At 66.2% G+C, this 25,688-nt stretch carries 25 protein-coding genes and 3 tRNA genes; 21 read left to right on the plus strand and 7 right to left on the minus strand.

Annotated features, from left to right (window positions below; all coding sequences use genetic code 11):
• Window positions 1-12: 12 nt before the first annotated feature.
• From ASG92_RS14405 to ASG92_RS14415, 3 genes are all read left to right on the plus strand, one after another.
• Window positions 13-1,038 (plus strand): DMT family transporter, encoded by a 1,026-nt coding sequence (locus tag ASG92_RS14405; protein ID WP_056629477.1) that lies wholly within the window; start codon window positions 13-15, stop codon window positions 1,036-1,038.
• A gap of 132 nt (window positions 1,039-1,170) precedes the next feature.
• Window positions 1,171-2,556: a glycine--tRNA ligase gene (locus ASG92_RS14410; protein ID WP_056629479.1), complete on the plus strand. Its 1,386-nt coding sequence runs from the start codon at window positions 1,171-1,173 to the stop codon at window positions 2,554-2,556.
• A gap of 2 nt (window positions 2,557-2,558) precedes the next feature.
• Window positions 2,559-3,527: a hypothetical protein gene (locus tag ASG92_RS14415; protein WP_056629481.1), complete on the plus strand. Its 969-nt coding sequence runs from the start codon at window positions 2,559-2,561 to the stop codon at window positions 3,525-3,527.
• A 75-nt stretch (window positions 3,528-3,602) separates the two neighbouring features.
• Here the strand turns inward: ASG92_RS14415 and ASG92_RS14420 are convergent, their stop codons facing one another.
• From ASG92_RS14420 to ASG92_RS14425, 3 genes are read right to left on the minus strand one after another with little or no spacing between them, the layout of a single operon-like run.
• The gene (locus tag ASG92_RS14420) at window positions 3,603-5,000 is read right to left on the minus strand and encodes a TIGR00366 family protein (protein WP_056629483.1); all 1,398 of its coding nucleotides are present in this window, start codon (window positions 4,998-5,000) and stop codon (window positions 3,603-3,605) included.
• Window positions 5,001-5,058: 58 nt separating this feature from the next.
• Window positions 5,059-5,229, minus strand: coding sequence for a hypothetical protein (locus ASG92_RS29850; RefSeq protein ID WP_240987147.1), 171 nt, complete (start codon window positions 5,227-5,229; stop codon window positions 5,059-5,061).
• Window positions 5,226-6,044: an alpha/beta fold hydrolase gene (locus tag ASG92_RS14425; RefSeq protein WP_082579506.1), complete on the minus strand. Its 819-nt coding sequence runs from the start codon at window positions 6,042-6,044 to the stop codon at window positions 5,226-5,228. The genes ASG92_RS29850 and ASG92_RS14425 overlap by 4 nt, the downstream gene beginning before the upstream one ends.
• A 53-nt stretch (window positions 6,045-6,097) precedes the next feature.
• On the opposite strand from ASG92_RS14425, the gene ASG92_RS14430 reads away from it, so the two are divergent.
• The 6 genes from ASG92_RS14430 to ASG92_RS14455 all read left to right on the plus strand — a co-directional run bounded on the left by ASG92_RS14430 (window position 6,098) and on the right by ASG92_RS14455 (window position 12,410).
• Window positions 6,098-7,513 carry a YibE/F family protein gene (locus ASG92_RS14430; RefSeq protein WP_056629484.1) on the plus strand — a complete coding sequence of 472 codons (1,416 nt, stop codon included), beginning with the start codon at window positions 6,098-6,100 and terminating at the stop codon, window positions 7,511-7,513.
• A gap of 54 nt (window positions 7,514-7,567) precedes the next feature.
• On the plus strand, window positions 7,568-8,749 hold the full coding sequence (gene dusB, locus ASG92_RS14435) for a tRNA dihydrouridine synthase DusB (RefSeq protein WP_056629486.1): 1,182 nt from the start codon (window positions 7,568-7,570) through the stop codon (window positions 8,747-8,749).
• Window positions 8,750-8,801: 52 nt separating this feature from the next.
• Window positions 8,802-10,061 (plus strand): deoxyguanosinetriphosphate triphosphohydrolase, encoded by a 1,260-nt coding sequence (locus ASG92_RS14440; RefSeq protein ID WP_200951980.1) that lies wholly within the window; start codon window positions 8,802-8,804, stop codon window positions 10,059-10,061.
• Between the two features lie 73 nt (window positions 10,062-10,134).
• Window positions 10,135-12,051: a DNA primase gene (gene dnaG / locus ASG92_RS14445; protein ID WP_056629489.1), complete on the plus strand. Its 1,917-nt coding sequence runs from the start codon at window positions 10,135-10,137 to the stop codon at window positions 12,049-12,051.
• Window positions 12,052-12,139: 88 nt separating this feature from the next.
• Window positions 12,140-12,212 (plus strand) — tRNA-Asn (locus tag ASG92_RS14450).
• A 125-nt stretch (window positions 12,213-12,337) separates the two neighbouring features.
• Window positions 12,338-12,410: transfer RNA gene (locus tag ASG92_RS14455), tRNA-Asn, on the plus strand.
• A 56-nt stretch (window positions 12,411-12,466) separates the two neighbouring features.
• Here the strand turns inward: ASG92_RS14455 and ASG92_RS14460 are convergent.
• The 3 genes from ASG92_RS14460 to ASG92_RS14470 all read right to left on the minus strand — a co-directional run bounded on the left by ASG92_RS14460 (window position 12,467) and on the right by ASG92_RS14470 (window position 14,449).
• Window positions 12,467-12,874 (minus strand): hypothetical protein, encoded by a 408-nt coding sequence (locus ASG92_RS14460; protein WP_056629491.1) that lies wholly within the window; start codon window positions 12,872-12,874, stop codon window positions 12,467-12,469.
• A 131-nt stretch (window positions 12,875-13,005) separates the two neighbouring features.
• Complete coding sequence (locus tag ASG92_RS14465; RefSeq protein ID WP_056629492.1) at window positions 13,006-13,185, minus strand: hypothetical protein; 180 nt, start codon at window positions 13,183-13,185, stop codon at window positions 13,006-13,008.
• A 34-nt stretch (window positions 13,186-13,219) separates the two neighbouring features.
• A complete protein-coding gene (locus ASG92_RS14470) occupies window positions 13,220-14,449 on the minus strand; it encodes a multidrug effflux MFS transporter (protein WP_056629494.1) in 1,230 nt (409 codons plus the stop codon).
• 172 nt (window positions 14,450-14,621) lie between these two features.
• On the opposite strand from ASG92_RS14470, the gene ASG92_RS14475 reads away from it, so the two are divergent.
• The 7 genes from ASG92_RS14475 (at window position 14,622) to ASG92_RS14500 (ending at window position 20,320) form a co-directional block, all read left to right on the plus strand.
• Window positions 14,622-15,503, plus strand: a complete 882-nt coding sequence (locus ASG92_RS14475) for a phage holin family protein (protein WP_056629495.1) — start codon at window positions 14,622-14,624, stop codon at window positions 15,501-15,503.
• 55 nt (window positions 15,504-15,558) lie between these two features.
• A complete protein-coding gene (locus ASG92_RS14480; protein WP_056629497.1) occupies window positions 15,559-16,182 on the plus strand; it encodes a CDP-alcohol phosphatidyltransferase family protein in 624 nt (207 codons plus the stop codon).
• Window positions 16,182-17,090, plus strand: a complete 909-nt coding sequence (locus tag ASG92_RS14485; RefSeq protein WP_056629499.1) for a DMT family transporter — start codon at window positions 16,182-16,184, stop codon at window positions 17,088-17,090. The genes ASG92_RS14480 and ASG92_RS14485 overlap by 1 nt, the downstream gene beginning before the upstream one ends.
• A 96-nt stretch (window positions 17,091-17,186) precedes the next feature.
• Window positions 17,187-18,383: a glycosyltransferase gene (locus tag ASG92_RS14490; RefSeq protein ID WP_056629501.1), complete on the plus strand. Its 1,197-nt coding sequence runs from the start codon at window positions 17,187-17,189 to the stop codon at window positions 18,381-18,383.
• A 107-nt stretch (window positions 18,384-18,490) separates the two neighbouring features.
• Window positions 18,491-18,564 (plus strand) — tRNA-Ile (locus tag ASG92_RS14495).
• Window positions 18,565-18,682: 118 nt separating this feature from the next.
• Entirely contained in the window at window positions 18,683-19,006 is a 324-nt protein-coding gene (locus ASG92_RS27385) for a hypothetical protein (RefSeq protein ID WP_082579507.1), read from the plus strand.
• A gap of 123 nt (window positions 19,007-19,129) precedes the next feature.
• Window positions 19,130-20,320 carry an acyl-CoA dehydrogenase family protein gene (locus ASG92_RS14500; protein ID WP_056629503.1) on the plus strand — a complete coding sequence of 397 codons (1,191 nt, stop codon included), beginning with the start codon at window positions 19,130-19,132 and terminating at the stop codon, window positions 20,318-20,320.
• Between the two features lie 40 nt (window positions 20,321-20,360).
• Here the strand turns inward: ASG92_RS14500 and ASG92_RS14505 are convergent, their stop codons facing one another.
• A complete protein-coding gene (locus ASG92_RS14505; protein ID WP_056629505.1) occupies window positions 20,361-20,912 on the minus strand; it encodes a M23 family metallopeptidase in 552 nt (183 codons plus the stop codon).
• A gap of 422 nt (window positions 20,913-21,334) precedes the next feature.
• On the opposite strand from ASG92_RS14505, the gene rpsB reads away from it, so the two are divergent.
• The 5 genes from rpsB to ASG92_RS14530 all read left to right on the plus strand — a co-directional run bounded on the left by rpsB (window position 21,335) and on the right by ASG92_RS14530 (window position 25,610).
• Window positions 21,335-22,204 (plus strand): 30S ribosomal protein S2, encoded by an 870-nt coding sequence (gene rpsB, locus ASG92_RS14510; protein WP_056629509.1) that lies wholly within the window; start codon window positions 21,335-21,337, stop codon window positions 22,202-22,204.
• Between the two features lie 128 nt (window positions 22,205-22,332).
• On the plus strand, window positions 22,333-23,169 hold the full coding sequence (tsf, locus tag ASG92_RS14515) for a translation elongation factor Ts (RefSeq protein ID WP_056629511.1): 837 nt from the start codon (window positions 22,333-22,335) through the stop codon (window positions 23,167-23,169).
• A 125-nt stretch (window positions 23,170-23,294) separates the two neighbouring features.
• On the plus strand, window positions 23,295-24,032 hold the full coding sequence (pyrH, locus tag ASG92_RS14520) for a UMP kinase (protein ID WP_056629513.1): 738 nt from the start codon (window positions 23,295-23,297) through the stop codon (window positions 24,030-24,032).
• Window positions 24,033-24,129: 97 nt separating this feature from the next.
• A complete protein-coding gene (gene frr, locus ASG92_RS14525) occupies window positions 24,130-24,687 on the plus strand; it encodes a ribosome recycling factor (protein WP_056629516.1) in 558 nt (185 codons plus the stop codon).
• Window positions 24,687-25,610, plus strand: coding sequence for a phosphatidate cytidylyltransferase (locus tag ASG92_RS14530; RefSeq protein WP_056629518.1), 924 nt, complete (start codon window positions 24,687-24,689; stop codon window positions 25,608-25,610). The genes frr and ASG92_RS14530 overlap by 1 nt, the downstream gene beginning before the upstream one ends.
• The last annotated feature ends 78 nt before the right edge of the window (window positions 25,611-25,688 follow it).

Here is a 25,688-nt window from a genome sequence, read left to right on the forward strand (position 1 = left end):
AAGGTGAATCCAATGACCCATGCACCCCGGCTTCCGCTTGCCGCGGGCCTTCCAATGGCCGTGGCCGCCGGCCTGGCCATCCCGCTCCAGGGACGGATCAACGGAGCCTTGGGTGCCCGCCTCGGAGACGGCATCGCCGCCGCCGTGGTCAGTTTCAGCACCGGCCTGGTCCTGATGATCCTTGTGTCCCTCGTCCTGCCGCGCGGACGGGCCGGCCTCGGCAGGATCCTGCCGGCCCTGCGCGAACGGCGGTTCCCGCCCTATTACGCCATGGCCGGAGGGATCGGCGCGTTATTCGTCTTCGCACAGTCGTTCACGATCGGCCTGCTGGGGGTCGCGCTGTTCACCGTGTCCACAGTCACCGGGCAGACGGTCAGCGGGCTGCTGGTGGACAGGCTGGGAATCGGCCCGGGGGGCAAGAAGGCCGTGACGGGCATCCGCATCATCGGCTGTGTCCTCACCATCGCCGCGGTTGCCTGGGCGGTGTCGCCGCGTTTTGGGGCCTCCGGCGGCGGGGCGGGAGGCCCCGCGGCGCGAGCGGCAGGCTCTGGAGCGGCAAGTGCCGCAGGTGACCCCGCCCAGCTCATCCTGCTGGTGCTCCTTCCCGTTTTGGCAGGCTTCCTGATGAGCTTCCAGCAGGCGATGAACGGGACTGCCACCGTGCACTACGGCACCCCCATCGCGGCAACCCTGGTGAACTTCATCGCAGGCGCCTGTGTGCTGTGGGCGGCCTGGCTCGTCAAGCTGGCGGTCGCCGGTGCGGGCAACCCGCTGCCGGGGGAGTGGTGGTATTACCTCGGTGGCCCCATGGGGTGCGTTTTCATCGGACTCGGGGCGCTCCTGGTGCGCAGCCTCGGGGTGCTGGTGACGGGGCTCGGCATGATCGCCGGCCAGCTCCTGGGCTCGCTGGGCCTTGATCTGCTGGTTCCAGCCCCCGGCACCGTGGTGGAAGTGCCCACGGTGCTCGGGACGCTGCTGACCCTGGCGGCCATCGTCGTCGCAACCCTGCCGTGGCCGCGGGGCGCCTTTCGGAGGTAGCGCCCGGTAGGCTAGGACACGCAGCTTTCTGCACATTCTTCCCTTCGCATACCCCCGCCCGGCAACCAGCCGGGGTTCCGGGGCCAGAAACCGCGGACCGCACCCAGCGGCCCTGTAGAAATTGGAGTTCCCATGGCAGCAAAATCCGTCCTCGACCAGGTCATCTCCCTCTCCAAGCGGAGGGGCTTCGTTTTCCAGGCCGGCGAGATCTACGGAGGCTCGCGCTCCGCCTGGGACTACGGCCCCCTCGGTGCCGAGCTGAAGGAAAACATCAAGCGCCAGTGGTGGCAGTCCGTGGTGCGCGGCCGCGAGGACGTGGTTGGGCTGGATTCCTCCGTGATCCTGCCGCGCCAGGTCTGGGAAGCGTCCGGCCACGTCGACGTCTTCTCCGACCCGCTGGTTGAGTGCCTCTCCTGCCACAAGCGCTACCGTGCCGACCACCTCGAAGAAGAATACGAGGAAAAGAAGGGCCGTCCGGCCGAAAACGGCCTCAAGGACATCGCCTGCGCCAACTGCGGCACCCGCGGCGAATGGACCGAACCGCACGAGTTCTCCGGGCTCCTGAAGACGTTCCTCGGCCCGGTGGCCAGCGAAGAGGGCCTGCACTACCTCCGCCCCGAGACGGCACAGGGCATCTTCGTGAACTTCAACAATGTGCTCACCACGTCCCGCAAGAAGCCCCCGTTCGGCATCGGCCAGATCGGCAAGTCCTTCCGCAACGAGATCACGCCCGGAAACTTCATCTTCCGCACCCGCGAGTTCGAGCAGATGGAGATGGAATTCTTCGTCGAGCCGGGCACGGATGAGGAATGGCACCAGTACTGGATGAAGGAGCGCATGGACTGGTACACCGGCCTGGGCATCCGCGAGGAGAACCTGCGCTTCTTCGAGCACCCGCTGGACAAGCTCAGCCACTATTCCAAGGGCACCACGGACATCGAGTACCGCTTCGGCTTCCAGGGCTCGGAGTGGGGCGAGCTCGAAGGCATCGCCAACCGCACGGACTTCGACCTCACCACGCACGCGAAGGCATCGGGCACTGACCTGAGCTACTTCAACCAGGCCACCAACGAGCGCTACACGCCTTACGTGATCGAGCCCGCCGCAGGCCTGACCCGCTCGTTCATGGCCTTCCTGATCGATGCCTACACCGAGGACGAGGCCCCCAACGCCAAGGGCGGCGTGGACGTCCGCACCGTGCTGAAGCTGGACCCGCGGCTCGCGCCGGTCAAGGCCGCCGTGCTTCCGCTCAGCCGCAACGAGGACCTCTCCCCGAAGGCCAAGGCCCTCGGCACCCAGCTCCGCAAGAACTGGAACATCGATTTCGACGACGCCGGCGCCATCGGCCGCCGTTACCGCCGCCAGGACGAAATCGGCACCCCGTTCTGCATCACGGTGGACTTCGACACCCTCGACGACCAGGCCGTCACCATCCGCGAGCGGGACACCATGAGCCAGGAACGCGTCTCCCTGGACAAGGTGGAGGGCTACCTGGCCGCACGGCTGATCGGCGCCTAGCCGTGGCGATCCAGTACCGTGAATGGCGCGAAGGCGACGACCTCGCGCTGCTGGAGATCTGGGGAGACCCGGAAACCGTCCAGGCCGGGCAGTTCCGCGGAACGCTGGCGCCGTCCGGTAGCTCTCCCTGGCGGCGCTGCGTCGTGGCCGAGGACGTTGTTGACGGCGTCGCCGTCCCGGTGGCCGCGGGAGTGGTCCACGAGGCATCCCTGCACCCGGAACGCCTCTGGGCCTACATCGAGGTGGCACGGGACCACCGCCGCTCCGGCGTCGGTTCCACCCTGCTTGCCATGCTCCGGCGCGAGGCCGAAGGGTCGCTGTCGGGCGTTTCCAGGCTGCGCTGCAAGGTGGAGCCGGGCACTCCCGGTGCGGCGTTCGCTGAGGCGGCCGGACTGGCCCCCATCCAGCGCTCGCAGCTCGTGGTGGTGGAGCCGGCAGCCCTGAAGCTCCCGGTCTTCGGGGACGGTTCCGAGGAAGCGGCGTCGGAGCGCATCGAGGATCTGGCCACCGGTTCGGTGGAGCTCTCCGACGTGGTGGGCAGGTACTACACGTCCGTGCACGGCTGGGACAGCCCGGGCGAGCTGAGCGTCGCCACGGTGCAGCGGCTGTTCCTGGACGACCTCAGCGGCGCCCACGGCGCGATCGTGCTGCGGGCCCCGAAGGCCAGCGCTTTCGGCCAGGGCGTGCCGGCGTCGAAGAAGGGCCGGCTGCAGGCATTCGCGGTCAGCTATGCGCAGGGCAGTTCGGACCATCCCTCGGATGTGTTCCTCGGCCATGAGCCGGAGCTGGACGCGGATGAGGCACAGGCCGCCGTCCGCGATCTCCTGGCCCTCATCGCGTACCAGTACCCGGTCCTGATGGAACTGGACGACTCCATGACAGCGGTGCGCGCCGTCGTCGAACCCCTGATGGAATCCGGCAAGGCCCGGCGCCAGGGATCCGAGACGTTCGTCGTTGCCGACCCGGCCTAGCGATTAACCCGGCTGGCCCGCAGCAGTTCCCGTTTCCAACGGCGACTACTGCGGGCCAGCTTGGTTTAAAGGCAGCTACTTGCCGCTGGGGATTACCGGGGGAACGAAGTCGAACGTCATCCCCAGCAGCCACACGAGCAGGAGCACCACCGGCAGATGGAACACGAACTGCAGGAACGTGAAGCCCACCAGGTCCCGGGCCCGCAGTTTCAGCACCGCGAGCAGCGGCAGCATGAGGAACGGATTAACCAGGTTGGGCAGGGCCTCGGCGATGTTGTAGATCTGGACGGTCCAGCCCAGGTTCATGTTCACATCCGTGGCCGCCTGCATCACGTACGGCGCCTCCACCAGCCATTTCCCGCCGCCCGAGGGAACAAACAGCCCCAGCACGGCCGTGTACAGGGCAATCACGACGGCGAACGCACCGCCGCCGCCGATGTCCGAGAAGAATTCGGCCAGGTGTGCCGAGAGGGACATGCCGCCGTGGCCGGTGGCCTTCGTGAGGATGGCGGCCATGGCCGCGTAGAGCGGAAACTGCACGAGGATGCCGGCAGTCGCCGGCACGGCCTTGGTCACGGCCTGCAGGAAGTTCCGCGGTGTCCGGTGCAGCACCAGGCCCAGGATGAGGAACACCAGCAGGTAGCCGTTGAGGCTGCTGACCACGGTCAGGAACGGCTTGGTCAGGAACTGCGACACCAGCCAGCCCAAGGTCAGGATCCCGGCGAGGACCGGCAGGATCATGCTGTATTCCAGCCATTCGCCGGGGCGGGACCGCGGCGCCGGTTCGCTGGGTTCGTCGTCGAGGTCCACACCGAGGTCCCCGGCCGTGCGTACGGCGGCACCGCGCGGTGCGGAGAAATGGGCGATGACAGTGGTGAGCGCCATGAGGATGGCCAGGGTGAGCAGCGACTGCCAGGTGAAGATGGTGGTCCCGAAATCCAGGATCCCGGTGATTTTCAGGAGGGCCGGCGGCAGCGGGGCAGCCGTGGCCTGCAACTGCGCGGCCGAGGATGACAGCCCCAGTGCCCACACTGCGCCGAGACCCATGAAGGCGGCCGCCCCGAGCGCGCGGTAGTCCACTGACAGGTCCTTGCGGCGCGCGATGGCACGCGCCAGCAGGCCGCCGAAAATGAGGCTGAGGCCCCAGTTCAGGAAGGACACGGACATGGAGAGCATCGCCACGAAGCTCACGGCAGTCCGTGCCGTCGACGGGACCAGCGCCAGCCGGTTGATGAGCCTTGCCACCGGCGGGGACGTTGCCACCACGTAGCCGGTGAGCACCACCATGGCCATCTGCAGGGTGAAGGCGGTGAGGTCCCAGAAGCCGTTGCCGAACGAATCGGCGATGGACTGGGGTGAGGCGCCGATGGCGAGGGCGGCCACGGCAATGAGGACCACCCCGGCCAGCGCGAAAATGTAGGCGTCCGGGAACCACTTTTCCGTCCACGCCGCGTGCCGAGCCGGATCCCCCAGATCCCCGTCAGGACCAGCAGCAGCAGCCGCCTCGCGTCATCTCCGGCGGCGGCCGACATCACGAAGGAGACCACGGCGACGGCAACGAATCCGGGCCCCCACGCCACGTCCATGACGAGTGCCGGCCCTGGGCCACGGCCGCCGCAAACGTCACGCCCAGCACCACGAGAACCGCGAGCGCCGTCCACGGCAGGCTGGCCAGGAACGCGTCCAGGGGGAACAGGCTCACAGCACCACCGGGAGGGTTCCGGCGGAGGACGGCACCAAACGGTCCAGCGCAGCGGCCGGGGCGGACGGCTTGGCCCCGGCCGTGCCGGTCCTGTCGCTGAAGGCCTTCATCAGGAAACCCGTGGCCAGCGTGTGCCAGAGCCGCACGCGCCGGAACATGAAGTGGCCGGCACCCCGGAGCGAGACGTACTGCACCACATCGGCCTCCTGCGCAGCGCGGCGCGAGAACCGCAGCGATGCCGCCGGGCTCGTCCAGCGGTCCTGGTCGCCGTGCACGATCAGGAGCTTCCGCCCGACCAGCGGGGTGGGCGGCGTTGCGTCATCGAGCCACGGAGCCAGTGCCACCACGGCGTCCACCTGGGGATCGTCCGCCGCGCAGATGGCGGTGAGGCCGCCCATGGAGTGCCCCAGCAGGTATACGGGGAGTCCGGGATGCTCTTCGCGGATCTTCGCCAGCGCCCAGCGGGCGTCCTTCAAGGGAGACATCTCGTCGCCGTTCCAGCCGCGCACGCGGTTCCGCAGGATCCACACCGCCAGGCCCCGGTTCTTCCCCGCCCGATGCAGGTGCCGGGCAAAGGGCACCATCCGGGCCGGGCTCAAATGGCGGGCCTCGACCGGTTCGAAACTGTGCGAGCGGCCGCCGTGGAGGACCAGCGCCACGCCCTGCGTGGTTCCGGCCGGGCGCAGGACGGTCAGGACCGCTTCCGACGGCGACGCCTCCGACGGCGTTCGCTCCGGCAGCGCTGCGTGTACCGTTTCGTGCCGGTCAGTTCTGCGCTGGCTCACTCCTGAGTCCTCCGACTTCCTGTGGTCCATTTATCAACACTATGGTGCCCGCCGTAGAGTTCAAGCATGAGGTCTAACTGCTGATGGGTTCCGGTCACTCCCACGGTCACACAGGTCATTTGGAGCCAACGGCCCAGTCGATTGCCGCCCGCCGGAAGGCAAACAGGATTCTTGCCGCGGTGCTGATTCCGCTGACCCTGCTGACGCTGGCGGCCATGGCGGCGCTTTGGCCGTCCGGCAACCGCGAGGGCCTGACCCTGGCCAACCCGTACGCCGCAGCCCCGGGTGTCACCTTTGATACCGGCCGGATCCAGCGAGTCGTCACGGAGAGCTGCAGCCCGGCGACGGCGCAGGATCCGCAACAAGGTTCCCAGGACGGCGCCCAGAACGGCGGCGGCTCACAGTGCACGTTCGCCTTCACGGAGCCGGACAAGGGCGGCAACCCGGTCAAGGTGGTGATCAACCCGGACATCGCCAAATCCCACGGCGTGCGCGTCGGTGACAACATCCGCTACCTCAACCTCTCCAACGCCCAGGGCGCGGCCGCCGCCCAGGGATCGCCGTCGTATATCTTCGTGGACTTTGTCCGGACCATGCCCATCATCCTGCTGGCTGTCCTCTACGCCCTGGTGGTGGTGGCGGTGGCGCGCTGGCGCGGGCTCCGCGCCCTGATCGGCCTCGTCGGCGCGTACTTCGTGCTGGTGAGCTTCATGCTGCCCGGGCTCGTCGAGGGAAAGCCGCCGCTGCTGCTGGCGCTCGTGGGATCCACGGTGATCATGATCGGGGTGCTGTACTTCGCGCACGGATTCTCGGCGCGGACGTCAACCGCCCTGTTGGGAACCATATTCGGACTGGGCATCACGGCGCTGCTGGCCGCCTGGGCAACGGATGCGGCGAACCTCGCCGGAGTGGGAAACCACGATGCAGCCACCCTGACCAATATCTCGGGCAGCATCTCCATCTCCGGCATCATCCTGTGCGGGCTCATCATTTCCGGGCTCGGCGTGCTGAACGACGTCACCATCACGCAGTCATCGGCGGTATGGGAACTGTACGAACTGGCGCCGGCCACCAGCGCCCGCAAGCTGTTCACGTCCGCGATGAGGATCGGCCGGGACCACATCGCCTCCACCGTGTACACCATTGCGTTCGCGTACGCCGGCGCGGCCCTGCCCGTCCTCATCATCGTGATGCTCTACGACCGTCCGCTCGGCGAGGCGCTCACCAGCGCCGAACTGTCCGAAGAGGTCATCCGCACGCTGGTGGGGTCGATCGGCCTGGTGCTGGCCATTCCCGTCACCACGCTCATCGCCGTGCTCGTGGTCAAGGCCACCGGCATCCGCACCGGCGGCCAGACTGCCGTGACGCCCGACGACGTCGACGACACCGGAGCGCTCGCGGCAGCGGCGGCAGTGGCCGGCGAAACCCCGACGGCGGACGGAGCCTTGGAGCCGCCGGCCGAGACCCGGCGGGGCAGGCGGGCCGCCCAGCGCGGCTGAACGCCGTCGTCGGCGCTTTCTGCTCGATTTGCCCGGCTTTGAGACAATGGACGGGTGACTGTTGTAGCAACGCCTCCCGCCCCCAAGCTGGAACTTCCGCCGCTGAAACTCGGCCCCATCACCGTGGACACCCCGGTGGTGCTGGCACCCATGGCCGGAATCACCAACACCGCCTTCCGCAGGCTCTGCCGTGAATACGGCGGCGGCATGTACGTGGCGGAGATGGTCACCTCCCGCGCACTGGTGGAACGCACGCCGGAGTCGCTGCGCATCATTTCCCACGACGACGACGAGAAAGTCCGCTCCGTCCAGCTCTACGGCGTGGACCCCGTCACGGTGGGACAGGCCGTGCGCATGCTTGTTGACGAGGACCGTGCGGACCACATCGACCTCAACTTCGGCTGCCCCGTGCCCAAGGTCACCCGGCGCGGCGGCGGCTCGGCCCTGCCCTGGAAGATCGACCTCTTCACCGCCATCGTGCAGACCGCGGTCAAGGAAGCGTCCAAGGGCGGCATCCCGCTGACCATCAAGATGCGCAAGGGCATCGACGACGACCACCTGACGTACCTCGACGCCGGCCGCATCGCCCGCGATGCCGGGGTTGCCGCAGTCGCGCTCCACGGCCGCACGGCCGCGCAGTTCTACTCCGGCCAGGCCGACTGGTCAGCGATCGCCCGCCTGCGTGAGGCGCTCCCCGACATCCCCGTCCTGGGCAACGGCGACATCTGGTCCGCGGAGGACGCCGTGCGCATGGTCCGCGAAACGGGCGTCGACGGCGTAGTGGTGGGCCGCGGCTGCCAGGGCCGCCCCTGGCTGTTCGGTGACCTGCAGGCCGCGTTCGAAGGAAGCGACGAGCGGCACCGCCCGGGACTGCGCCAAGTGGCCGAAGGCGTCTACCGCCACGCCGAGCTCATGGTCGAGACCTTCGGCAACGACGAATACAAGGCCCTGCGCGAAATCCGCAAGCACATGGCCTGGTACTTCAAGGGCTACGTGGTGGGCGGTGAGCTGCGCGCGAAGCTGGCCACCGTGCCCACCCTTGAGGTGCTGCGCGAACTGCTGGACCAGCTGGACATGGACGTGCCGTACCCGGGCGCCGATTCGGAGGGTCCGCGCGGCCGTGCCGGTTCGCCCAAGAGGCCGGCGCTGCCCAAGGACTGGCTGCTGAGCCGGCAGATGGACGCGGAGCAGACCCGCGACATCTCCGCCGCGGAACTGGACGTGTCTGGTGGGTGAAAGCCAGCTCGCCGAGAGCCAGTTAGTCCCCGCCCGCGGGCCGTCCCAGTCCCTGCCGGGCTACGGGCCGCACGACTCTGCCCGCTGGGTGGAGGAACCGCCCAAAAGCACCTACCGGTCCGATTTTGAGCGTGACCGGGCCCGCGTGCTGCACTCTTCGGCCCTGCGCCGGCTCGGTGCCAAGACCCAGGTGGTGGCGCCGGACACGGACGACTTTGTCCGCACCCGGCTGACGCACAGCCTTGAAGTGGCGCAGGTGGGCCGTGAGCTCGGACGTGCCCTGGGCTGCGACCCCGATGTGGTGGACACCGCCTGCCTCAGCCACGACCTCGGACACCCGCCGTTCGGCCATAACGGCGAGTCGGCGCTGAACGAGATGGCGCACGCAATCGGCGGCTTCGAAGGCAACGCGCAGACGCTCAGGCTGCTCACCCGGCTCGAGCCGAAGGTCCTGGACACGGAGGGCCGGCCTGCCGGCCTGAACCTTACGCGGGCGAGCCTCGACGCGGCGGCAAAGTACCCCTGGTCCGCCCTGGACGCCCCGGTGATCCATGGCCAGCGCACCAGCAAGTTCGGGGCCTACGAGGACGATCTGCCCATCTTCAACTGGATCCGGGCGGGGGCGCCGGAGCGGCGCTCGTGCCTCGAAGCCCAGGTCATGGACCTCGCGGACGATATTTCCTACTCTGTCCACGACGTCGAGGACGCCATTGTCGCCGGCCATTTCCAGCTGCGCTGGATGGACAACCCGGACCACCGGGCCCGTGTGGTGGGCTACGCCAAGCAGTGGTACCTGCCCCACAACGATCCCGCGGCCATCGACGCCGCCCTGGCCCGGCTGGAGGCCACGGACGTCTGGGTGCGCGAGGCCGACGGCAGCCGCAAGTCCATGGCGGCCCTGAAGGACATGACCAGCCAGCTGATCGGCCGGTTCTGCCAGAGCGCGCTGGAGACCACGCGGGCCGTCTACGGCCCGGAAAACCTGACACGCTACAGGGCCGAACTCATGGTCCCGGACGAGACCGTCATGGAAATCGCCGTGATGAAGGGCCTGGCCACCACGTTCGTGATGACCACGGACCACCGCCAGCCCATCTACGAACGGCAGCGTGAGGTCCTGCACGCGCTCGTGACGTCCCTGAACGCCTCCGGGGACCGCCACCTGGAACCGATGTTCGCTGCCGACTGGAGGGACGCTGCCGACGACGGCGCCCGGCTCCGCGTGGTCATCGACCAGGTGGCGTCGCTGACGGACGGCTCCGCGCTGGCCATGTACGAACGGCTGGTCGGCAGCCTGCCGTCCCTGTGGTGACTTTGCACGCAACTGCCCACATACGGCCGGAAGCGCTTCGGCTGGCTCTGAACCCCGGGACTAGGATGGCTCTGTGGCTGGGCTGATTAAACGCGAAGATATTGACGAAGTTCGCCAGCGCACGGATATCAAGGAAGTCGTCGACGGCTACGTCACGCTCAAGGGTGCCGGGCTGGGGACCTACAAAGGCCTGTGCCCCTTCCACGACGAGCGCTCGCCGTCGTTCACCGTCCGTCCCCAGGTGGGGCGCTACCACTGCTTCGGCTGCGGCGAGGACGGCGATGTCATCGCGTTCGTGCAGAAGCTGGACCACACCTCCTTCCACGAGGCCGTGGAGAAGCTGGCCGCCCGGATCGGCTACGAGCTGCGCTACGAGGACGGCGGCACCGGCCCCAACCGCGAAGAGGTAGGCCGGCGGCAGCGCCTCCTGGACGCGCACAAGATCGCCGACGAATTCTTCCGTGCCCAGCTGCTGACGCCGGGCGCCGCCGAGGGCCGCAACTTCCTGCACGGCCGCGGCTTCGACCGCGCCGCCGCGGAGCAGTTCGGTGTGGGCTATGCACCGCAGGGCTGGGATGCGCTCCTCAAGCACCTCCGCGGACGCGGCTTCACCGATCAGGAGCTCAAACTGACCGGGATGTTTTCCGAGGGCAACCGGGGGATCTACGACCGCTTCCGCGGCCGCCTCATCTGGCCCATCCGCGACATCGCCGGCGACACCATCGGCTTCGGCGCCCGCAAGCTGTACGAGGACGACCAAGGCCCCAAGTACCTCAACACCCCGGAAACCACCCTCTACAAGAAGTCCCAGGTGCTCTACGGGATCGACCTCGCCAAACGGAATATCGCCAAGGACCGTCAGCTGGTGGTGGTGGAGGGGTACACGGACGTGATGGCGTGCCACCTCGCGGGAATCCCGACGGCGGTGGCCACTTGCGGTACAGCGTTCGGCACCGAACACATCAAGATCGCCCGGCGGCTGCTGTCCGACGATGGCACCGGGGGAGAGGTCATCTTCACCTTCGACGGTGACGCCGCCGGCCAGAAGGCGGCCCTGCGGGCCTTCGAGGAGGACCAGCGCTTCGTCGCCCAGACGTACGTCGCGGTGGAACCGACCGGCGCCGACCCCTGCGACCTGCGCCAAAGCAAGGGTGACGACGCCGTGCACGCACTGGTGCGGTCACGCCGGCCGCTGTTTGAATTCGCCATCCGCACCACGTTGAAGCAGTTCAATCTGGACACAGTGGAAGGGCGCGTGCAAGGCCTGAAAGCCTCGGTGCCGGTGGTTGCCGCCATCCGGGACGCTTCCACGCGGACGGGCTACTGCCAGGCACTCACCGGCTGGTTGGGCATGCCGGACCCGAACGAGGTGCTGCGCATGGTTAGCGCCGCCGTGAAACGGGGCGACCAGGGACGGTCGTCTGGTTCCGGCGCCCAAACTCCGGCGGCTTCCGCGCAGGCGGGCGGACCGGGCGTGGCTGCCGGACGTGCGGCGGGCGTTGTCCCGTCCTTCAACAGGCCGGATCCGCGGGACCCGGTGGCGTCTATGGAGCGGCAGGCGCTGGAAGTGGCGCTTCAGGAGCCCTCGCTCCTGGGCGGAGGCATCTGGGAGCGTTTCTCGGCCGCACGGTTCGCTACACCGGCATTCCAGGCCGTCCACGACGCCATGCGTGCGTCCGGACTGGGACTCATCGGGGACCCGGTGAGGTGGGTGGAACAGGTGATGCAGGAGGTGCCCGAGCCCCTCCGGCCGCTGGTTTCGGAGCTTGCAGTGGTGCCGCTGCCGGCGAGCAACGCAGAGGGCGTGCTCAAATACTGTCGCGACATCCTGGCCAGGCTCTTCGAGCTGCAGATCACCCGCGTGAAGGCGGAGAAGATGGGCCAGCTCCAACGGCTGGATGCATCGGCACACCCCGAGGAATTCCAGCGGCTGAACCGCGAACTGATGATGCTGGAAATGGAGCGCCGCTCGCTCCGCTCCGACGCCTGAGGTGCCTTGCGGCGCCGTGCGGGGCGGCCCGTCCCGGCGCCGATTTCGCTTCCCGGCAGGGTCTTTGCTAGGCTTATACCCGCTTCATTCCTCCTTAGCTCAATTGGCAGAGCATTCGACTGTTAATCGAAGGGTTGCTGGTTCAAGTCCAGCAGGAGGAGCGCACAGTCCCCGTTCCGGGCTTCCGGAACGGGGACTTTTTTATACCCGGGCGGGGTATTTCGTTTCCCCGCTCTGCCGATTTCCCATAGCGGCAAAACCTTTGCTAATGTCATACCTGCTTCATTCCTCCTTAGCTCAATTGGCAGAGCATTCGACTGTTAATCGAAGGGTTGCTGGTTCAAGTCCAGCAGGAGGAGCAAGTAACAGCCCCCGGCCTCATGAAGCCGGGGGCTGTTGTCTTTGGATCAGCCATTCAGACGAAGTCCATCTCCACCTGGAGGAACCTCTCGGCCTCGGCCACGGCCTCGGCGAAGGCCTCCCGTTCGGTGGGCGACTTCCGTGGTTCCCGGGGGTGCCATTCGTGCGGGGAGGAATGGACGCGGGTGAACCCGCCGTCGGGCGGGGCGTAGAAGATGCCGAAGCGCTGCACCGGCCATTCGGGGGACGTTTCGGGGGCCACCAGCAGTGCCGCGTTGAATGCCGGGTTGAACCACTGGGCGATGGGCCGCCGTCGGTCTTCAGTGAAAAGTCCCGCCGCATAGAGAGCTGCCGACTGCGCACTGGTCTGTGTGCACAGCCGGTCCCACCACAACGGCAGTATGCCGGCGTCGCACCGCTGCCACGTGGCCGGAAGTGGAGGATGATCCTGCCAGTGGGGCACGTATCAACTTTATCGCGCACGGGGCCGCGCCGAACAGATGGCCGCCGCAGCTTGCCGTAAGGGATAGCAGGCGCTCAGTGCCGGATCCCTTGCCGGTTCTCAGCGCCGGTCAGGGGCAGTTCAGGGCCGGTTCAGGGCCGGTTCCACGGTCCCGGATTGATGCGGTACAGCAGCGCCGAACCCGCCACGGCACCGAGGATGATGCCCATCGCCGGGTTCCCCATGGCCCTGCCTGCGAAGTACCCTGCCACCGCTCCGAGGATCGCTCCAACGAACAGCCCGCGGCGGTTGCGGTGGGGTTTGCGAGTCATGCTGCCAGCCTACTGGCTGAGCACAACCCGGGGCCTAGTGGATGGACGGGACTGTCCTGGGCCGGACCACGATCCACAGGGCTGCGGCGGCGAGGAGGATGCAGCAGGCCTGGACGGCACCCATGGGAGTGGCGGAGCTGCCGCCCAGCCAGCCAACCACGGGCGAGATGATGCCGGCCATCATGAAGGTGGAGGCGCCCAGCAGAGAAGCGGCAGTGCCGGCCTGCGCGCCGTGGCTGGACAGTGCCAGGACCTGCACGCTCGGGAAGGTGAAGCCGGTACCGAGGATGTAGAACCACAGCGGCACCATCACGCCCCAGAGCCCGAAGCCCAGCTGGTCGAAGATGACGATCAGGGCAGCCATCAGAAACATCCAGGCGGTGGAGCCGGCGAGGATCCACTGCGGGGGCACCCGGCGGATGAGTCTGGAGCTGGTCTGGACTCCGGCCACGATGCCCAGGGAGTTCACGCCGAACAGCAGGCCGTACTGCTGCGGCGTGAATCCGTAGATGTCCTGGAACAGGAACGGTGACGCGGAGAGGTACGTGAACAGCCCGGCGAAGTTCATGCCGCCGAGCATGAGCAGGCCAACGAAGATCCGGTCGGAAAAGAGCGCACGGTACCGCTGCCTGGCCGTCAGGCCCGACTGGCCGCGCTTCTCTCGCGGCAGTGTCTCGCGGACCAGGAACATCGCGGCGACGATCACCACCGTGCCGTAGCACGCCAGGAACACGAAGATGCCCGGCCACGGCATGACCAGGAGAAGCTGCGATCCGATGACGGGCGCCAGGATGGGGGCCAGCCCGTTGACCAGGGCCATGCGTGAGAACATCCGGACCATGGCGTAGCCGCTGAAGAGGTCGCGCACCATGGCCATGGCCACCACGCCGCCGCCCGCTGCGCCAATGCCCATCAGCACACGGAAAAGGCCCAGCGTGGTTATGTCCGTGGAAAGCGCGGCCCCGACCGAGGCGGCGATATGCAGGGCGGTCGCCAGGATGAGGGGCATCCTGCGGCCGAACTTGTCGCTGAACGGCCCGACCACCAGCTGTCCCAGCGCAAAGCCGAGCGTTGTGCCGGTCAGGGTCAGCTGGACCGCGGCCTCTGATACTCCCAGACTCGACTCCAGCGCGGGGAAGGCGGGCAGATAGAGGTCCACGGTGAACGGACCCAGGGCCGTGAGGGCGCCAAGAAGGAGGATGTAGAGGAACTTCTGGCGGCGGCTTAGGGCATCGCCCGGGTTGATGGTGGTCACAGAGACCAATCCTAGGGTGCAAAGATCATACTTTTACAGCGTTGGAGGGCTCGCCGGACAGTAATTCCAGAAGTTGCGGATGACCCTGAATGATAGCTTTGTCAGCGGGGACGCGCTGAGCCACAGTCCGCCCCGGATAAGCCGAAGAAGAATCGATGATGGAACCAGTTAGGCGGAACCTATGAGCGGGCGTCACAGCGGGCGGGCCAACCAGGGATTGCGTATTACTGCGCTGCCAAAAACGTTGAAACTCATCTTCCAACTGGCGCCGCGCCAGCTCAACGACGAAATCGCCCTGGCCAAGGTCGAGGTCAAGCGCAAGGGCAAGCAGCTGGGCGTTGCAGGAGCGTTCTTCGGGGTAGCGGCCGTGTTCGCCGCCTTCCTGCTGACCGGACTGATCGTCGCCGCGATCATGGGACTTGCCACCATCATGCCCGCCTGGCTCGCGGCACTGCTCGTATGCGCCTTATTCCTGCTCATTGCCCTCATCGGCGGGCTCATCGGCCTCCGGAAGTTCAAGAAGGCCATGCCGCTCGTCCCGGAGGACACTATCCGCGGCCTCAAGCACGATCTTGGAATCGCCAAGGAAGGCTCGGACTTCGACCCCGCCGTGCTGGACCCGAACTCACCGCAGGCCAAGGCGGCCAAGGAAGCCAAGGAAGCGGCCAAGGCCAAGGAGAAGGCAGACAAGGAAGCCAAGGCAGCAGCCGAGGCGATTGAGCTGCCCGCGCCCACCGAGCCCGAACTCCGCCGCCGCCTGCACCAGCGCCGTGAACACCTCAAGGGCGTCCGTGACGAGCTTGGCGAGGAAGTCGACGTCAAGCCGCAGGCCCAGGCCCTGCTCGCCGTTGCCCGGCACCGCCTGGACAACGGCAGGGACAAGCTCCGGGAAGGCAAGGAGCGGGCGGCCGGGAAGCTTGCGTCCCTGTCATCATCGGACCGCTCCGGAGAAGCCTCAGGTTCCCTGCCCGGGCAGCTTGAAGCCCGGTGGAAGCCGCTGCTCGCCCTCGCCGCATCCGCCGCCGTCCTGCTCGCCCTGCTGCGCAAACTGTTCAAGAGCTGAGCGCCGCCCTGAACTTTGACAGGAAGACGCCGCCCGCCACGGAGAGGGGGACCGGATGAGGTTCATCGGCGCTGGTTCCCGACCCGGCCAGCCGCACGTCGACCGCGATCTGGTCTTCACTGTCCCTAACCTCCTCACCGTGCTGCGCTTCATGGGCGTGCCGCTCTTCATCTGGCTCGTGCTCGCCCGGAAGGAGTACGGACTCGCTGTTCTGGTGCTGGCCATCATGGGCAGCACCGACTGGGTGGACGGGTACGTCGCCCGGCGGTTCAACCAGGCCTCCAAGCTGGGCCGCGTCCTGGACCCCATTGCCGACCGGCTGGCGTTGATAGCCGTGGCGGTCACGCTGGTGATAGCAGGAGTGGTCCAGTGGTGGTACCTGGCCGCACTCGTGGTGCCGGATGCCGTGCTGCTCACCATGTCGCTGTTCTATTTCCACGGCCATCCGGATCTGCCTGTCAGCACGGTCGGCAAGGCCCGCACCGGACTGCTGCTGCTGGGCACTCCACTCCTGGTGCTCTCGAAGCTCTCCATCCCCTTTGCCGATGCCTACTTCGTTGCGGCGTGGATAGTGCTCGGCCTGGGGCTGATCGGCCACTGGGTGGCCGCTTACAACTACTTCTGGGCCATCCGCCGGAAGGGCGAAACACTTAAAGCCGACGACGGCGGGCACGGCTGATGGTGGGGGTTGCGGTTTTCCTTGCGGTGATGGGCGCATTTTGCCTGGCCTTCGGGGCCCAGCGGCAGGGGAGTGCGGTCAAAGCCGATACCGGCGGGTTAGCGCTCAGCTCCAACGGATTCCTGCGCCTTCTGCGGAATCCCCGGTGGGTCTTCGGGCTCCTGCTCTTGTGCATGGGAATGGCGATGAACTCCGTCGCCCTGGTGTCGGCCCCGCTGACGGTCGTGCAGCCGATCGGAGCCATCGCCCTGGTAATCACCACCGTGGTGAACGCCAAGGACCAGGGGCTGAGCATCAACCGGGCCACGGTGGTGGCGATCTCTGCGTGTGTCACGGGCTCTGCACTGTTCGTCCTCCTTGCCGTGAACGTTACGCAGGAAAACCACCATGTCAGTTCCGACGACGAACTCACCGTTGTTCTGCTGCTTGCCCTGGCCGTGAGCATCTTCGGCACCCTGGCGGCCATGTTCAAGCACCGCATGAGCGCCTTCATCTACATCCTTGGCGCCGGTGTCCTGTTCGGGTTCGTGGCGGTGCTGACCCGGATCATCGGCAAGCACCTCCTCGATCCGAACGGCCTGGGCCTGCTGAACGTGCAGTGGTACTCGGTGCTTGCCATTGCAGCGGCCGGCGGCCTGGGATCCTGGTTTGTGCAGAGCGCCTACTCCACCGGTCCGCCGGACCTCGTGATTGCCGGGCTGACGGTGATCGACCCCATCGTGGGCATCGCGATCGGCATCGCCATCCTGGGCGAGCTGCGTCCGGATGTCCACGCCGTCATGGCGATTGCCATGGGTACAGCCGCAACCCTTGCTATCGTGGGAGTGATAGCCCTCTCCAGGCACCATCCTGAGGTCACCAAGCGGAAGAAAGACGCTCGGAAGGCCGCAGGCAGGGCATCCCACTAGCCGATTTTTCACTGCGGGCCAGGCGCCAACGCGCCAGCGGCCACCAGGGACGGTCAGCCGAAGCCGACCGCACCGTGACCACCAGGAGCTCTCCACGTGACCATGCCCGATGCCCAGCGCCCACTGACCATCCTCATTGCGGCGGACACCTATCCGCCCCACGTCAACGGCGCCGCACAGTTCGGCTACAGGCTGGCCAAGGGAATGACGGGCCGCGGACACAACGTCCACGTCCTCGCCCCCCGCGCGGACACGGGCAGGAGCTTCACCGAATTCCGCAAGGAAGGCACCGTCCACCGGCTTCGCTCGCACGGTGTCTTCACACACGAGTACTTCCGGATCTGCTTCCCGTGGGAGATCAAGAAGGAGATCAGCCTGCTGTTCGACAAGGTTCAGCCGGACGTGGTGCACATCCAGAGCCACTACATGATCGGCGAGCACGTGCTGTACGAAGCCGAAAAGCGCGGCATCCGGATCGTTGCTACCAACCACTTCATGCCTGAGAACCTCAACCCGTTCCTGCCGTTCCCGCAGTGGTTCAAGGACATCATCGGGAAGATCTCCTGGAAGGACATGGGCAAGGTGATGGGCAAGGCGGACGTCGTGACCACGCCGACGCCGCTGGCCGCCAAGGCCATGCACCAGCACGCGTTCCTGCGCAAGGTCCTGCCGCTGTCCAACGGCATCGACTCCGCGGCCTACGAGCCCAGGCCGGACGAGGTCATTGAGCCGCACGCCAACCCCACGGTGCTTTTTGCGGGCCGGCTGGCGGAGGAGAAACACGTCGATGTGCTGATCAGGGCCGTGGCGGCCAGCCCCGCGGATCTGAACGTGCACCTGGAGATCGTGGGCGGCGGGGAAGTCCGCCCGGCCCTTGAGGCACTCGTGGAGCGGCTCGGGCTGCAGAACCGGGTGAAGTTCCTGGGCATGGCCAGCGACGAGGACCTGCGCGAGGCGTACATCAAGGCGGATATCTTCTGCATGCCGGGAACCGCGGAGCTGCAGTCGCTGGTGACCCTTGAGGCGATGTCCGCGTCCACGCCGGTGCTGCTGGCCGACGCCATGGCCCTTCCGCACCTGGTGCGGGACGGTGAGAACGGCTACCTGTTCACGCCCAATGACAGTGCTGACCTGACAGAGAAGCTGACGAGGATCCTGCGCCTGCCGGCCGAGGAGCGGAAGGCCATGGGGCACGCCAGCCGCTGCATGGTGGAGCCCCACAGCATCCAGGGGACCCTTCAGACATTCGAGGACCTGTACCGCGGCGCGAGCTACGACGACAAGGTGGTCTAAAGCGAAGGTGGTCTAAAGCCGGCCACCAGTTTGCTAGAGTGTTTCTGCCCTGCAGATGGCGGGCCCCGGTGATGCACCTGCGTCGGGGCACGCGGTAGCAGGGGCACGGGGCTATAGCTCAGCTGGTTAGAGCGCGGGACTCATAATCCTAAGGTCCTCGGTTCAAGTCCGAGTAGCCCTACCCGAAGAGAGCCCCCGACGCGAGGAAACGCGGATCGGGGGCTCTTTCATTTTTAAAGTTCTTGCTTCATGCCATTGGTCTTCGCCACCGCAGCCAGTCTTGTCCCTATGCTGGCGCCATGGATATCGATAGCGATGCTGCGGGCGTGCTGGCACAGGTCATTCCTGCACTGTTGGTTTTCCTGGCGCTTGAGGACAGGTTGTCTCCCGCCAATGTCCCCCGGCGGAAGGTGCGGAGGCGACTCTCCAGATGGCGTGAACTTGCAGTCGTCTTGAATCTGCTTGCCCTCTTTCTTTGCCTTGTAATCGTCGTGACTGGCATGGTGTACGGCCCTGCGAATTGGTTCATCGCGTTCAGCGTCAGCTACCTGGTATTCGTGTTGGCCCTCCTGTTCGCGGCCATGTTTGGAAAGGAAGAGGAGCGGGGAGTACGGACGGGATAGAAATCGCTTGCTGCGGCGGCTTTGTTTCTCTTCGCATCTGCGGTAAGTTACTCACCAGTAACATACTGCTGACGCAAGGCGTGCGGTTCTCAGGCCGCCGCTGATCACCCGCGAAGGAACATCATGTCCACAGCTGCAAGCGACATCAACGACCTGCCCTACGCCGACGGCGACTTCTTCGCCTTCGAACAGATGCTCAGCAACAAGGAGCAGGACAGGCTGGCCGAGATCCGCGCCTTCCTCGCCCGCGAAGTGAAACCGATTGCGGTGGACTGCTGGAACCGTGGCGAGTTTCCGATGGAGCTGATCCCGAAGCTCGCCGAGATCGACCTGGTCAGCCCGGTGCGCCGGCAGGGCCACTCCAACCTCTTCGCGGGCATCGTGCACGCCGAGGTCACGCGAGCGGACACATCCATTGCCACGTTCATGGGTGTCCACGACGGCCTCTTCACCGGGTCCATCGAGGCGCTCGCCTCCCGCGAGCAGCAGGACGCCTGGCTGCCGGACATCTACTCGCTCAGGAAGATCGGCGCCTTCGGCCTGACGGAACCCCTGGGCGGCTCCGACGTTGCGGGCGGTACGCGCACTACGGCCAGGCGCGAGGGTGACCACTGGATCCTCAATGGCGCCAAGCGCTGGATCGGGAACGCGACCTTTTCCGACTGGGTAGTCATCTACGCGAAAGACGTGGCCGACAACCAGGTGAAGGCTTTCCTCGTGGACACCACGCTGGCCGGGTTCAGCTCCGCCAAGATCGAAAACAAGATATCGCTGCGGACCGTGCAGAACGCGGACATCACGCTCACGGATGTGGCAGTTCCGGACTTCTTCAAACTCTCCCATGCCAACAGCTTCCGCGACACCAACAAAGTCCTGAAGGTCACCCGCYTCGCGGTCGCGTGGCAGGCCGTGGGACAGCAGCTTGCGGCCTTCGATGTCGCCCGGCGCTACTCCGTGGAGCGTCATCAGTTCGGACGCCCCCTCGCGTCGTTCCAGCTGGTGCAGAGCCAGCTGGTCCAGATCCTGGGCAACGCCGTCAGCTCCATGGGCATGATGGTCCGGCTTTCCCAGCTCGAAGACGCGGGCCAGGCCAAGGACGAGCAGTCCGCCCTGGCCAAGGCTTTCACCACGGCCCGGATGCGCGAGAGCGTGGCCATTGGCCGCAGCCTGCTCGGCGGAAACGGCATCGTGACCGACTTTGAGATGGCCAAGATCTTCGCCGACGCGGAGGCCATCTACTCGTACGAGGGCACCCATGAGATAAACACGCTTGTGACCGGACGGGCCATCACCGGCATCTCGGCCATCGTCTAGTCCCGACAGTAAGCCGCCCGTAATTCCGCCCGATCGCGGGTCAGCCGGACGGCCCTCCGTCCAGGGGCAGCAGTACCGACGGCCGCAGATCAAGGACGAATTCCAGCGGGTTGACGTACTCGTCTCCGCGGCGCACGCCCCAGTGAACGCAGGGCGTCGGACCGCAGTGCCCGGCGAGAAGCGTGCCCAGGATCTCGCCTTTGGCCACCGCATCGCCTTTCGCCAGGGTGCTCGCTACGGGTTCGAAGCTGCTCCGCAGGCCGTTGCCGTGGTCCACGGTGATGACGGGCCGGTCCACCACGACGCCCACAAAGCTCACGGTGCCCGACTCCGGTGCGGTGACCGGTCCGCCGTCGGACGCGGACTTCAGGTCCACGCCCCGGTGGCCGCTCAGCCACGGCTTGTCCGGCGGGTCGAAGGCGCGCAGGACCGCCGGCCGGGGAGTCAGCGGCCAGCTCCACGAGCCTGCCGACGGCGACGGCGAGGCGCTGAAGCTGACGGGGGCAGCCGGAGCGCCGGCGGCAGGGGCGGTTGAGGGTGCTGTTGCGGCAGCTGCCAGGAGGAGGAGTGCCACGAGCGCGGGAGCTTTCATTCAGCCAGCTTCGCCGCCTGGAGCGGCGGCCGGAACCCCGTCTTTGGCGTATGTGGAAAACGCCGCCGGCAGCCCCGGAACTGGTGCTTTTGCCGCGTGCCCCTGTAGTACACTTGGTGGAGCAGTTTGCTGTGCCCTCAACGTATTCCAGTCTCTTGGGTAGCGTCAGCACGCCCCATTCAGGAGTGCGGGGGAGCAGCAGCTGACTACGCGTATCCAGCCCTCCAAAACCGGAAGCCGATGCTTCCCGCCGAGGAGGATTGTGCCTCTTGCGGTCAGGCCCGGCAACGGTCCTGATGAGAAGCGCAATGGATGCCAGGAGCTTGGCCCGCCTGGGCGAAGCTAAATAACCGTCAACTATTGGCAGGGTAAGAGCGGCTTATGGGCTCTCTCATGAATGACCTGCCGGAAGGAGCGTCGGCATGCCCGTCGTAACTATGCGCCAGCTGCTTGACAGCGGCGTCCACTTTGGACACCAGACCCGTCGTTGGAACCCGAAGATGAAGCGCTTCATCTTCACGGAGCGCAACGGCATCTACATCATTGACCTGCAGCAGTCGCTGTCCTACATCGACCGCGCCTACGAGTTCGTGAAGGCCACCGTCGCGCACGGCGGAACCGTACTCTTCGTCGGCACCAAGAAGCAGGCTCAGGAAGCAATTGCCGAGCAGGCCACCCGTGTTGGCCAGCCGTACGTCAACCAGCGTTGGCTCGGCGGTATGCTGACCAACTTCCAGACGGTTGCCAAGCGTATCCAGCGCATGAAGGAACTCGAAGAGATCGACTTCGACGACGTCGCCGGTTCCGCTTACACGAAGAAGGAACTGCTGCTCCTTCGCCGCGAACTCACCAAGCTTGAGTCCAACCTCGGCGGTATCCGGAACCTGACCAAGGCACCCTCTGTGCTCTGGATCGTGGACACCAAGAAGGAACACCTCGCCGTTGACGAAGCCAAGAAGCTCAACATCCCCGTTGTGGCCATCCTGGACACCAACTGCGACCCCGATGAAGTCGACTTCCCGATCCCGGGCAACGACGACGCCATCCGCTCCGTGAACCTCCTGACCCGCGTTGTGGCTGACGCTGTTGCAGAGGGCCTCATCGCCCGCAACCAGCGCGCAACCGGCACGGCCGAGACCCCGGAAGAGCCGCTGGCCGAGTGGGAGCGCGAACTCCTCGAGGGCAGCAAGTCCGAGGAAGCCCCGGCAGCCGCCGAAGCGCCGGCCGCTGAAGCTGCTCCCACTGCAGAGGAAGCCCCGGCAGCTGCCGAGGCCACCGACGCCGAGAAGTAAACAACTCCACCGGGATTTCCCGGCGCTGTCCACAGTGCCGGGGTAACTGACAGGATGGCGGCTCACCAGGTGAGCTGCCGTCCTGTCGGTCCGTACACCACATAAATTTTCTAGACAGAGGGGTTCACATGGCGAACTACACTGCCGCTGATATCAAGGCTCTGCGCGAGCGCACCGGCGCCGGCATGATGGATGTCAAGAAGGCTCTCGACGAAGCCAACGGCGACGCCGAGAAGGCGATCGAGATCATCCGCATCAAGGGCCTCAAGGGCGCTACCAAGCGCGAAGGCCGCTCCACTGCTGAAGGCCTGGTTGCTGCCAAGGTCGACGGCGGCGTGGGCGTAATGATCGAGGTCAACTGCGAGACCGACTTCGTCGCCAAGGCTGACAAGTTCATCCAGCTGGCCGACAGGGTCCTCGCCATCGCCGTCGAATCCGGCGCAGCCGACCTCGAGACCCTGCTCGCCACCGACGTGGACGGCAAGCCGCTGTCCGAGGTTGTTGTCGAAGAGGGCGCTGTCCTCGGCGAGAAGGTAGTGGTCCGCCGCATCTCCCGCATCGAGGGCACCACGGTCGACGCTTACCTGCACAAGACCTCCAAGGACCTCCCGGCCCAGGTCGGCGTGCTGTTCGCTGTTGACGGCGAAGGCGAAGCGGCTGTTACCGCAGCGCACGACGTTGCAGTCCACATCGCAGCCATGGCTCCGAACTACCTCTCCCGCGAGGACGTTCCGGCTGAACTCGTTGAGTCCGAGCGCCGCATCGCCGAGGAGACCGCCAAGGCCGAAGGCAAGCCCGAAGCCGCCATGACCAAGATCGTGGAAGGCCGCGTTACGGGCTTCTACAAGGGTGAAGTCCTGGTTGACCAGGCTTTCGCCAAGGATGCCAAGAAGTCTGTTGCGCAGGTCCTCGAAGAGGCCGGCGTCAAGGGAACCGCCTTCACGCGTTTTCGCGTCGGCTCCTAGTCAGACACGCAAGGGGGTGGTCACTTCGGTGGCCGCCCCTTTTGCATGCACCGGCCAAGCGGGAATATGAGCTTTGGCCGTGCAGCACGATAATCTAGCTCAGAGTTCACCAACGGGAAGGCACCATGGAAGCCGTCAAAACTTCAGTCCAGCCAGAGAAGAACAGGCGCCGGGTCCTCCTGAAGCTGTCCGGCGAGGTCTTCGGAGGAGGCAAGCTGGGCGTTGACCCGGACACCGTCCGGGGAGTTGCCAAGCAGATAGCCGCAGCCGTTCCCGACGTCGAGGTTGCCATTGTGGTGGGTGGCGGTAACTTCTTCCGCGGAGCCGAGCTGTCCCAGAGCGGCATGGACCGGTCGCGCGCCGACTACATGGGCATGCTGGGAACCGTCATGAACTGCCTCGCCCTGCAGGACTTCCTTGAGCAGGCCGGCGTCGAGACCCGGGTCCAGAGCGCCATCACCATGGGCCAGGTGGCCGAGGCCTACATTCCCCGCCGCGCAATCCGGCACATGGAGAAGAACCGCGTCGTGATCTTCGGCGCCGGGGCAGGCCTGCCCTACTTCTCGACCGACACGGTGGCCGCCCAGCGCGCCCTCGAGGTCCACGCGGACGTGGTGCTGATGGCCAAGAGCGGTGTGGACGGCGTGTACACGGCCGATCCGAAGAAGGACCCGAGCGCCGAGAAGCTGGAAAAGCTCAGCTACGACGACGCCCTCCGCCGCGACATCCGGGTCATGGACCAGACCGCGATGACCATGTGCAAGGACAACAACCTGTCCATGGTGGTCTTCGGCATGGAAGGCGAAGGCAACGTCACCCGCGCCATCCGCGGCGAACAGATGGGAACCCTGGTCACCCCCTAGTTACAGCTAGGATATTTTAGGAAGGTTCCGTCCATCGGGCGGAACCTGGATTTCGAAATGCCCCGGTCCGCCGGGAACCAATTTCTGAGGAGAGATCGTGATCGAAGAAACCTTGCTCGAAGCCGGGGACAAGATGGACAAGGCGGTTGAGGTAGCCAAGGAAGACTTCGCCTCGATCCGGACCGGCCGGGCAACTCCGGGCCTGTACAACAAGGTGATGGTGGAGTACTACGGCACCCCCACGCCGCTCCAGCAGCTGGCTTCCTTCGCGGTCCCCGATGCCCGCACCATCCTCATCACCCCGTACGACAAGACGGCCCTGCGCGACATCGAACGGGCCCTCAGCGATTCGGAGGTCGGCGCCAACCCGTCCAACGACGGCAACGTCATCCGCATCACCATCCCGGAGCTCACGAAGGAACGCCGCAAGGAATACGTCAAGATCGTGAAGGCCAAGGGTGAGGACGCCAAGATCTCGATCCGCAACATCCGGCGCAAGGCCAAGGAAACCCTGGACAGGCTTGTCAAGGACGGCGAGGCGGGGGAGGACGAAGGCAGCCGCGGCGAAAAGGAACTCGACGCCATCACCAAGCAGCACGTCGACGGCATCGACGAGCTGCTCAAGCGCAAGGAAGCAGAGCTGCTCGAAGTCTGATGGGCCAGGCACAGCAGGCCCCCGGAGCGCGGGCGCGATCGCGGACCCGTCAGCCGAGGCCCAACCCGACCCCCGGGGCCGGGCGTAACCTGCCGGCGGCGACCGCCGTCGGATTGGCCATGCTCTTTGCCGTGCTGGGCGGCCTGCTGTTCCTGCCGCTGGGCTTCGTCGCCATCACCACGACCTTTGCCATTTTCGGCGTGTGGGAAGTCTTCCGTGCCCTCGAGGCCAACGGGACACGCCTGCCGATCGTCCCGGTCATGGTCGGCACCGTGGCCATGCCCTTCTCCGCCTACTTCGGCGGACCGGAAAGCCTGCTGTTCGCCATGCTGATCAGCAGCGTCGCCGTACTGCTGTGGCGGTCTGTCGAGAGCGCCACCGGCTCGGCCCGGAGCATCTTCGCCGGCGTCTTCACACTGGCCTGGGTTCCGTTCCTGATCAGTTTTGCGGCGCTGCCGCTCCATGTGGCGGGAGGCGTGACTCCGATAGGCCCCTGGCCCGGCGGGGTGGTGCCGGAGGGGGCGTGGCAGATCGTCATCCTGCTCCTGCTCGTGGTCTCCAACGACACTTTCGGCTACCTGGTGGGCGCATCCCTGGGCAAGCACCCCATGGCGCCCAAGATCAGCCCCAAGAAGTCATGGGAAGGCTTTGCCGGGTCCATCGCCGGTGCCATGCTGATCGGTGTCCTGGCCAGCATCTTCCTGCTGGGCAAGCCGTGGTGGGTGGGCGTGGTCCTGGCCGTCGGCATGGTTGCGTCGGCCACCGCAGGCGACCTTGCCGAGTCCATGGTGAAACGCGAACTGGGGATCAAGGACATGAGCAGCATCCTGCCCGGACACGGCGGGGTCATGGACCGGCTGGACTCGATCGTGTTCGCCTCCCCGGTGGCGTACATGCTGTTCGTTCTGGTGTCCGGCGCCTGACGCTCCGGGCCTGCCTGCTCCGCCGCGTCCGCGGCGGCTGACGCGACGCCCTAGAATATTGCGGTTACTACTGAGCTG

The organism is Arthrobacter sp. Soil736, assembly GCF_001428005.1.
Lineage (GTDB): Bacteria > Actinomycetota > Actinomycetes > Actinomycetales > Micrococcaceae > Arthrobacter.

Coding starts and splice junctions, on each gene's coding strand:
- ASG92_RS14405 (WP_056629477.1), top strand. CDS start 13: ATGACCCATGCACCCCGGCTTCCGCTTGCCGCGGGCCTTCCAATGGCC.
- ASG92_RS14410 (WP_056629479.1), top strand. CDS start 1,171: ATGGCAGCAAAATCCGTCCTCGACCAGGTCATCTCCCTCTCCAAGCGG.
- ASG92_RS14425 (WP_082579506.1), bottom strand. CDS start 6,044: ATGGACCACAGGAAGTCGGAGGACTCAGGAGTGAGCCAGCGCAGAACT.
- ASG92_RS14430 (WP_056629484.1), top strand. CDS start 6,098: ATGGGTTCCGGTCACTCCCACGGTCACACAGGTCATTTGGAGCCAACG.
- ASG92_RS14465 (WP_056629492.1), bottom strand. CDS start 13,185: ATGACTCGCAAACCCCACCGCAACCGCCGCGGGCTGTTCGTTGGAGCG.
- ASG92_RS14475 (WP_056629495.1), top strand. CDS start 14,622: ATGAGCGGGCGTCACAGCGGGCGGGCCAACCAGGGATTGCGTATTACT.
- ASG92_RS14480 (WP_056629497.1), top strand. CDS start 15,559: ATGAGGTTCATCGGCGCTGGTTCCCGACCCGGCCAGCCGCACGTCGAC.
- ASG92_RS14485 (WP_056629499.1), top strand. CDS start 16,182: ATGGTGGGGGTTGCGGTTTTCCTTGCGGTGATGGGCGCATTTTGCCTG.
- ASG92_RS27385 (WP_082579507.1), top strand. CDS start 18,683: ATGGATATCGATAGCGATGCTGCGGGCGTGCTGGCACAGGTCATTCCT.
- ASG92_RS14505 (WP_056629505.1), bottom strand. CDS start 20,912: ATGAAAGCTCCCGCGCTCGTGGCACTCCTCCTCCTGGCAGCTGCCGCA.
- rpsB (WP_056629509.1), top strand. CDS start 21,335: ATGCCCGTCGTAACTATGCGCCAGCTGCTTGACAGCGGCGTCCACTTT.
- tsf (WP_056629511.1), top strand. CDS start 22,333: ATGGCGAACTACACTGCCGCTGATATCAAGGCTCTGCGCGAGCGCACC.
- pyrH (WP_056629513.1), top strand. CDS start 23,295: ATGGAAGCCGTCAAAACTTCAGTCCAGCCAGAGAAGAACAGGCGCCGG.
- ASG92_RS14530 (WP_056629518.1), top strand. CDS start 24,687: ATGGGCCAGGCACAGCAGGCCCCCGGAGCGCGGGCGCGATCGCGGACC.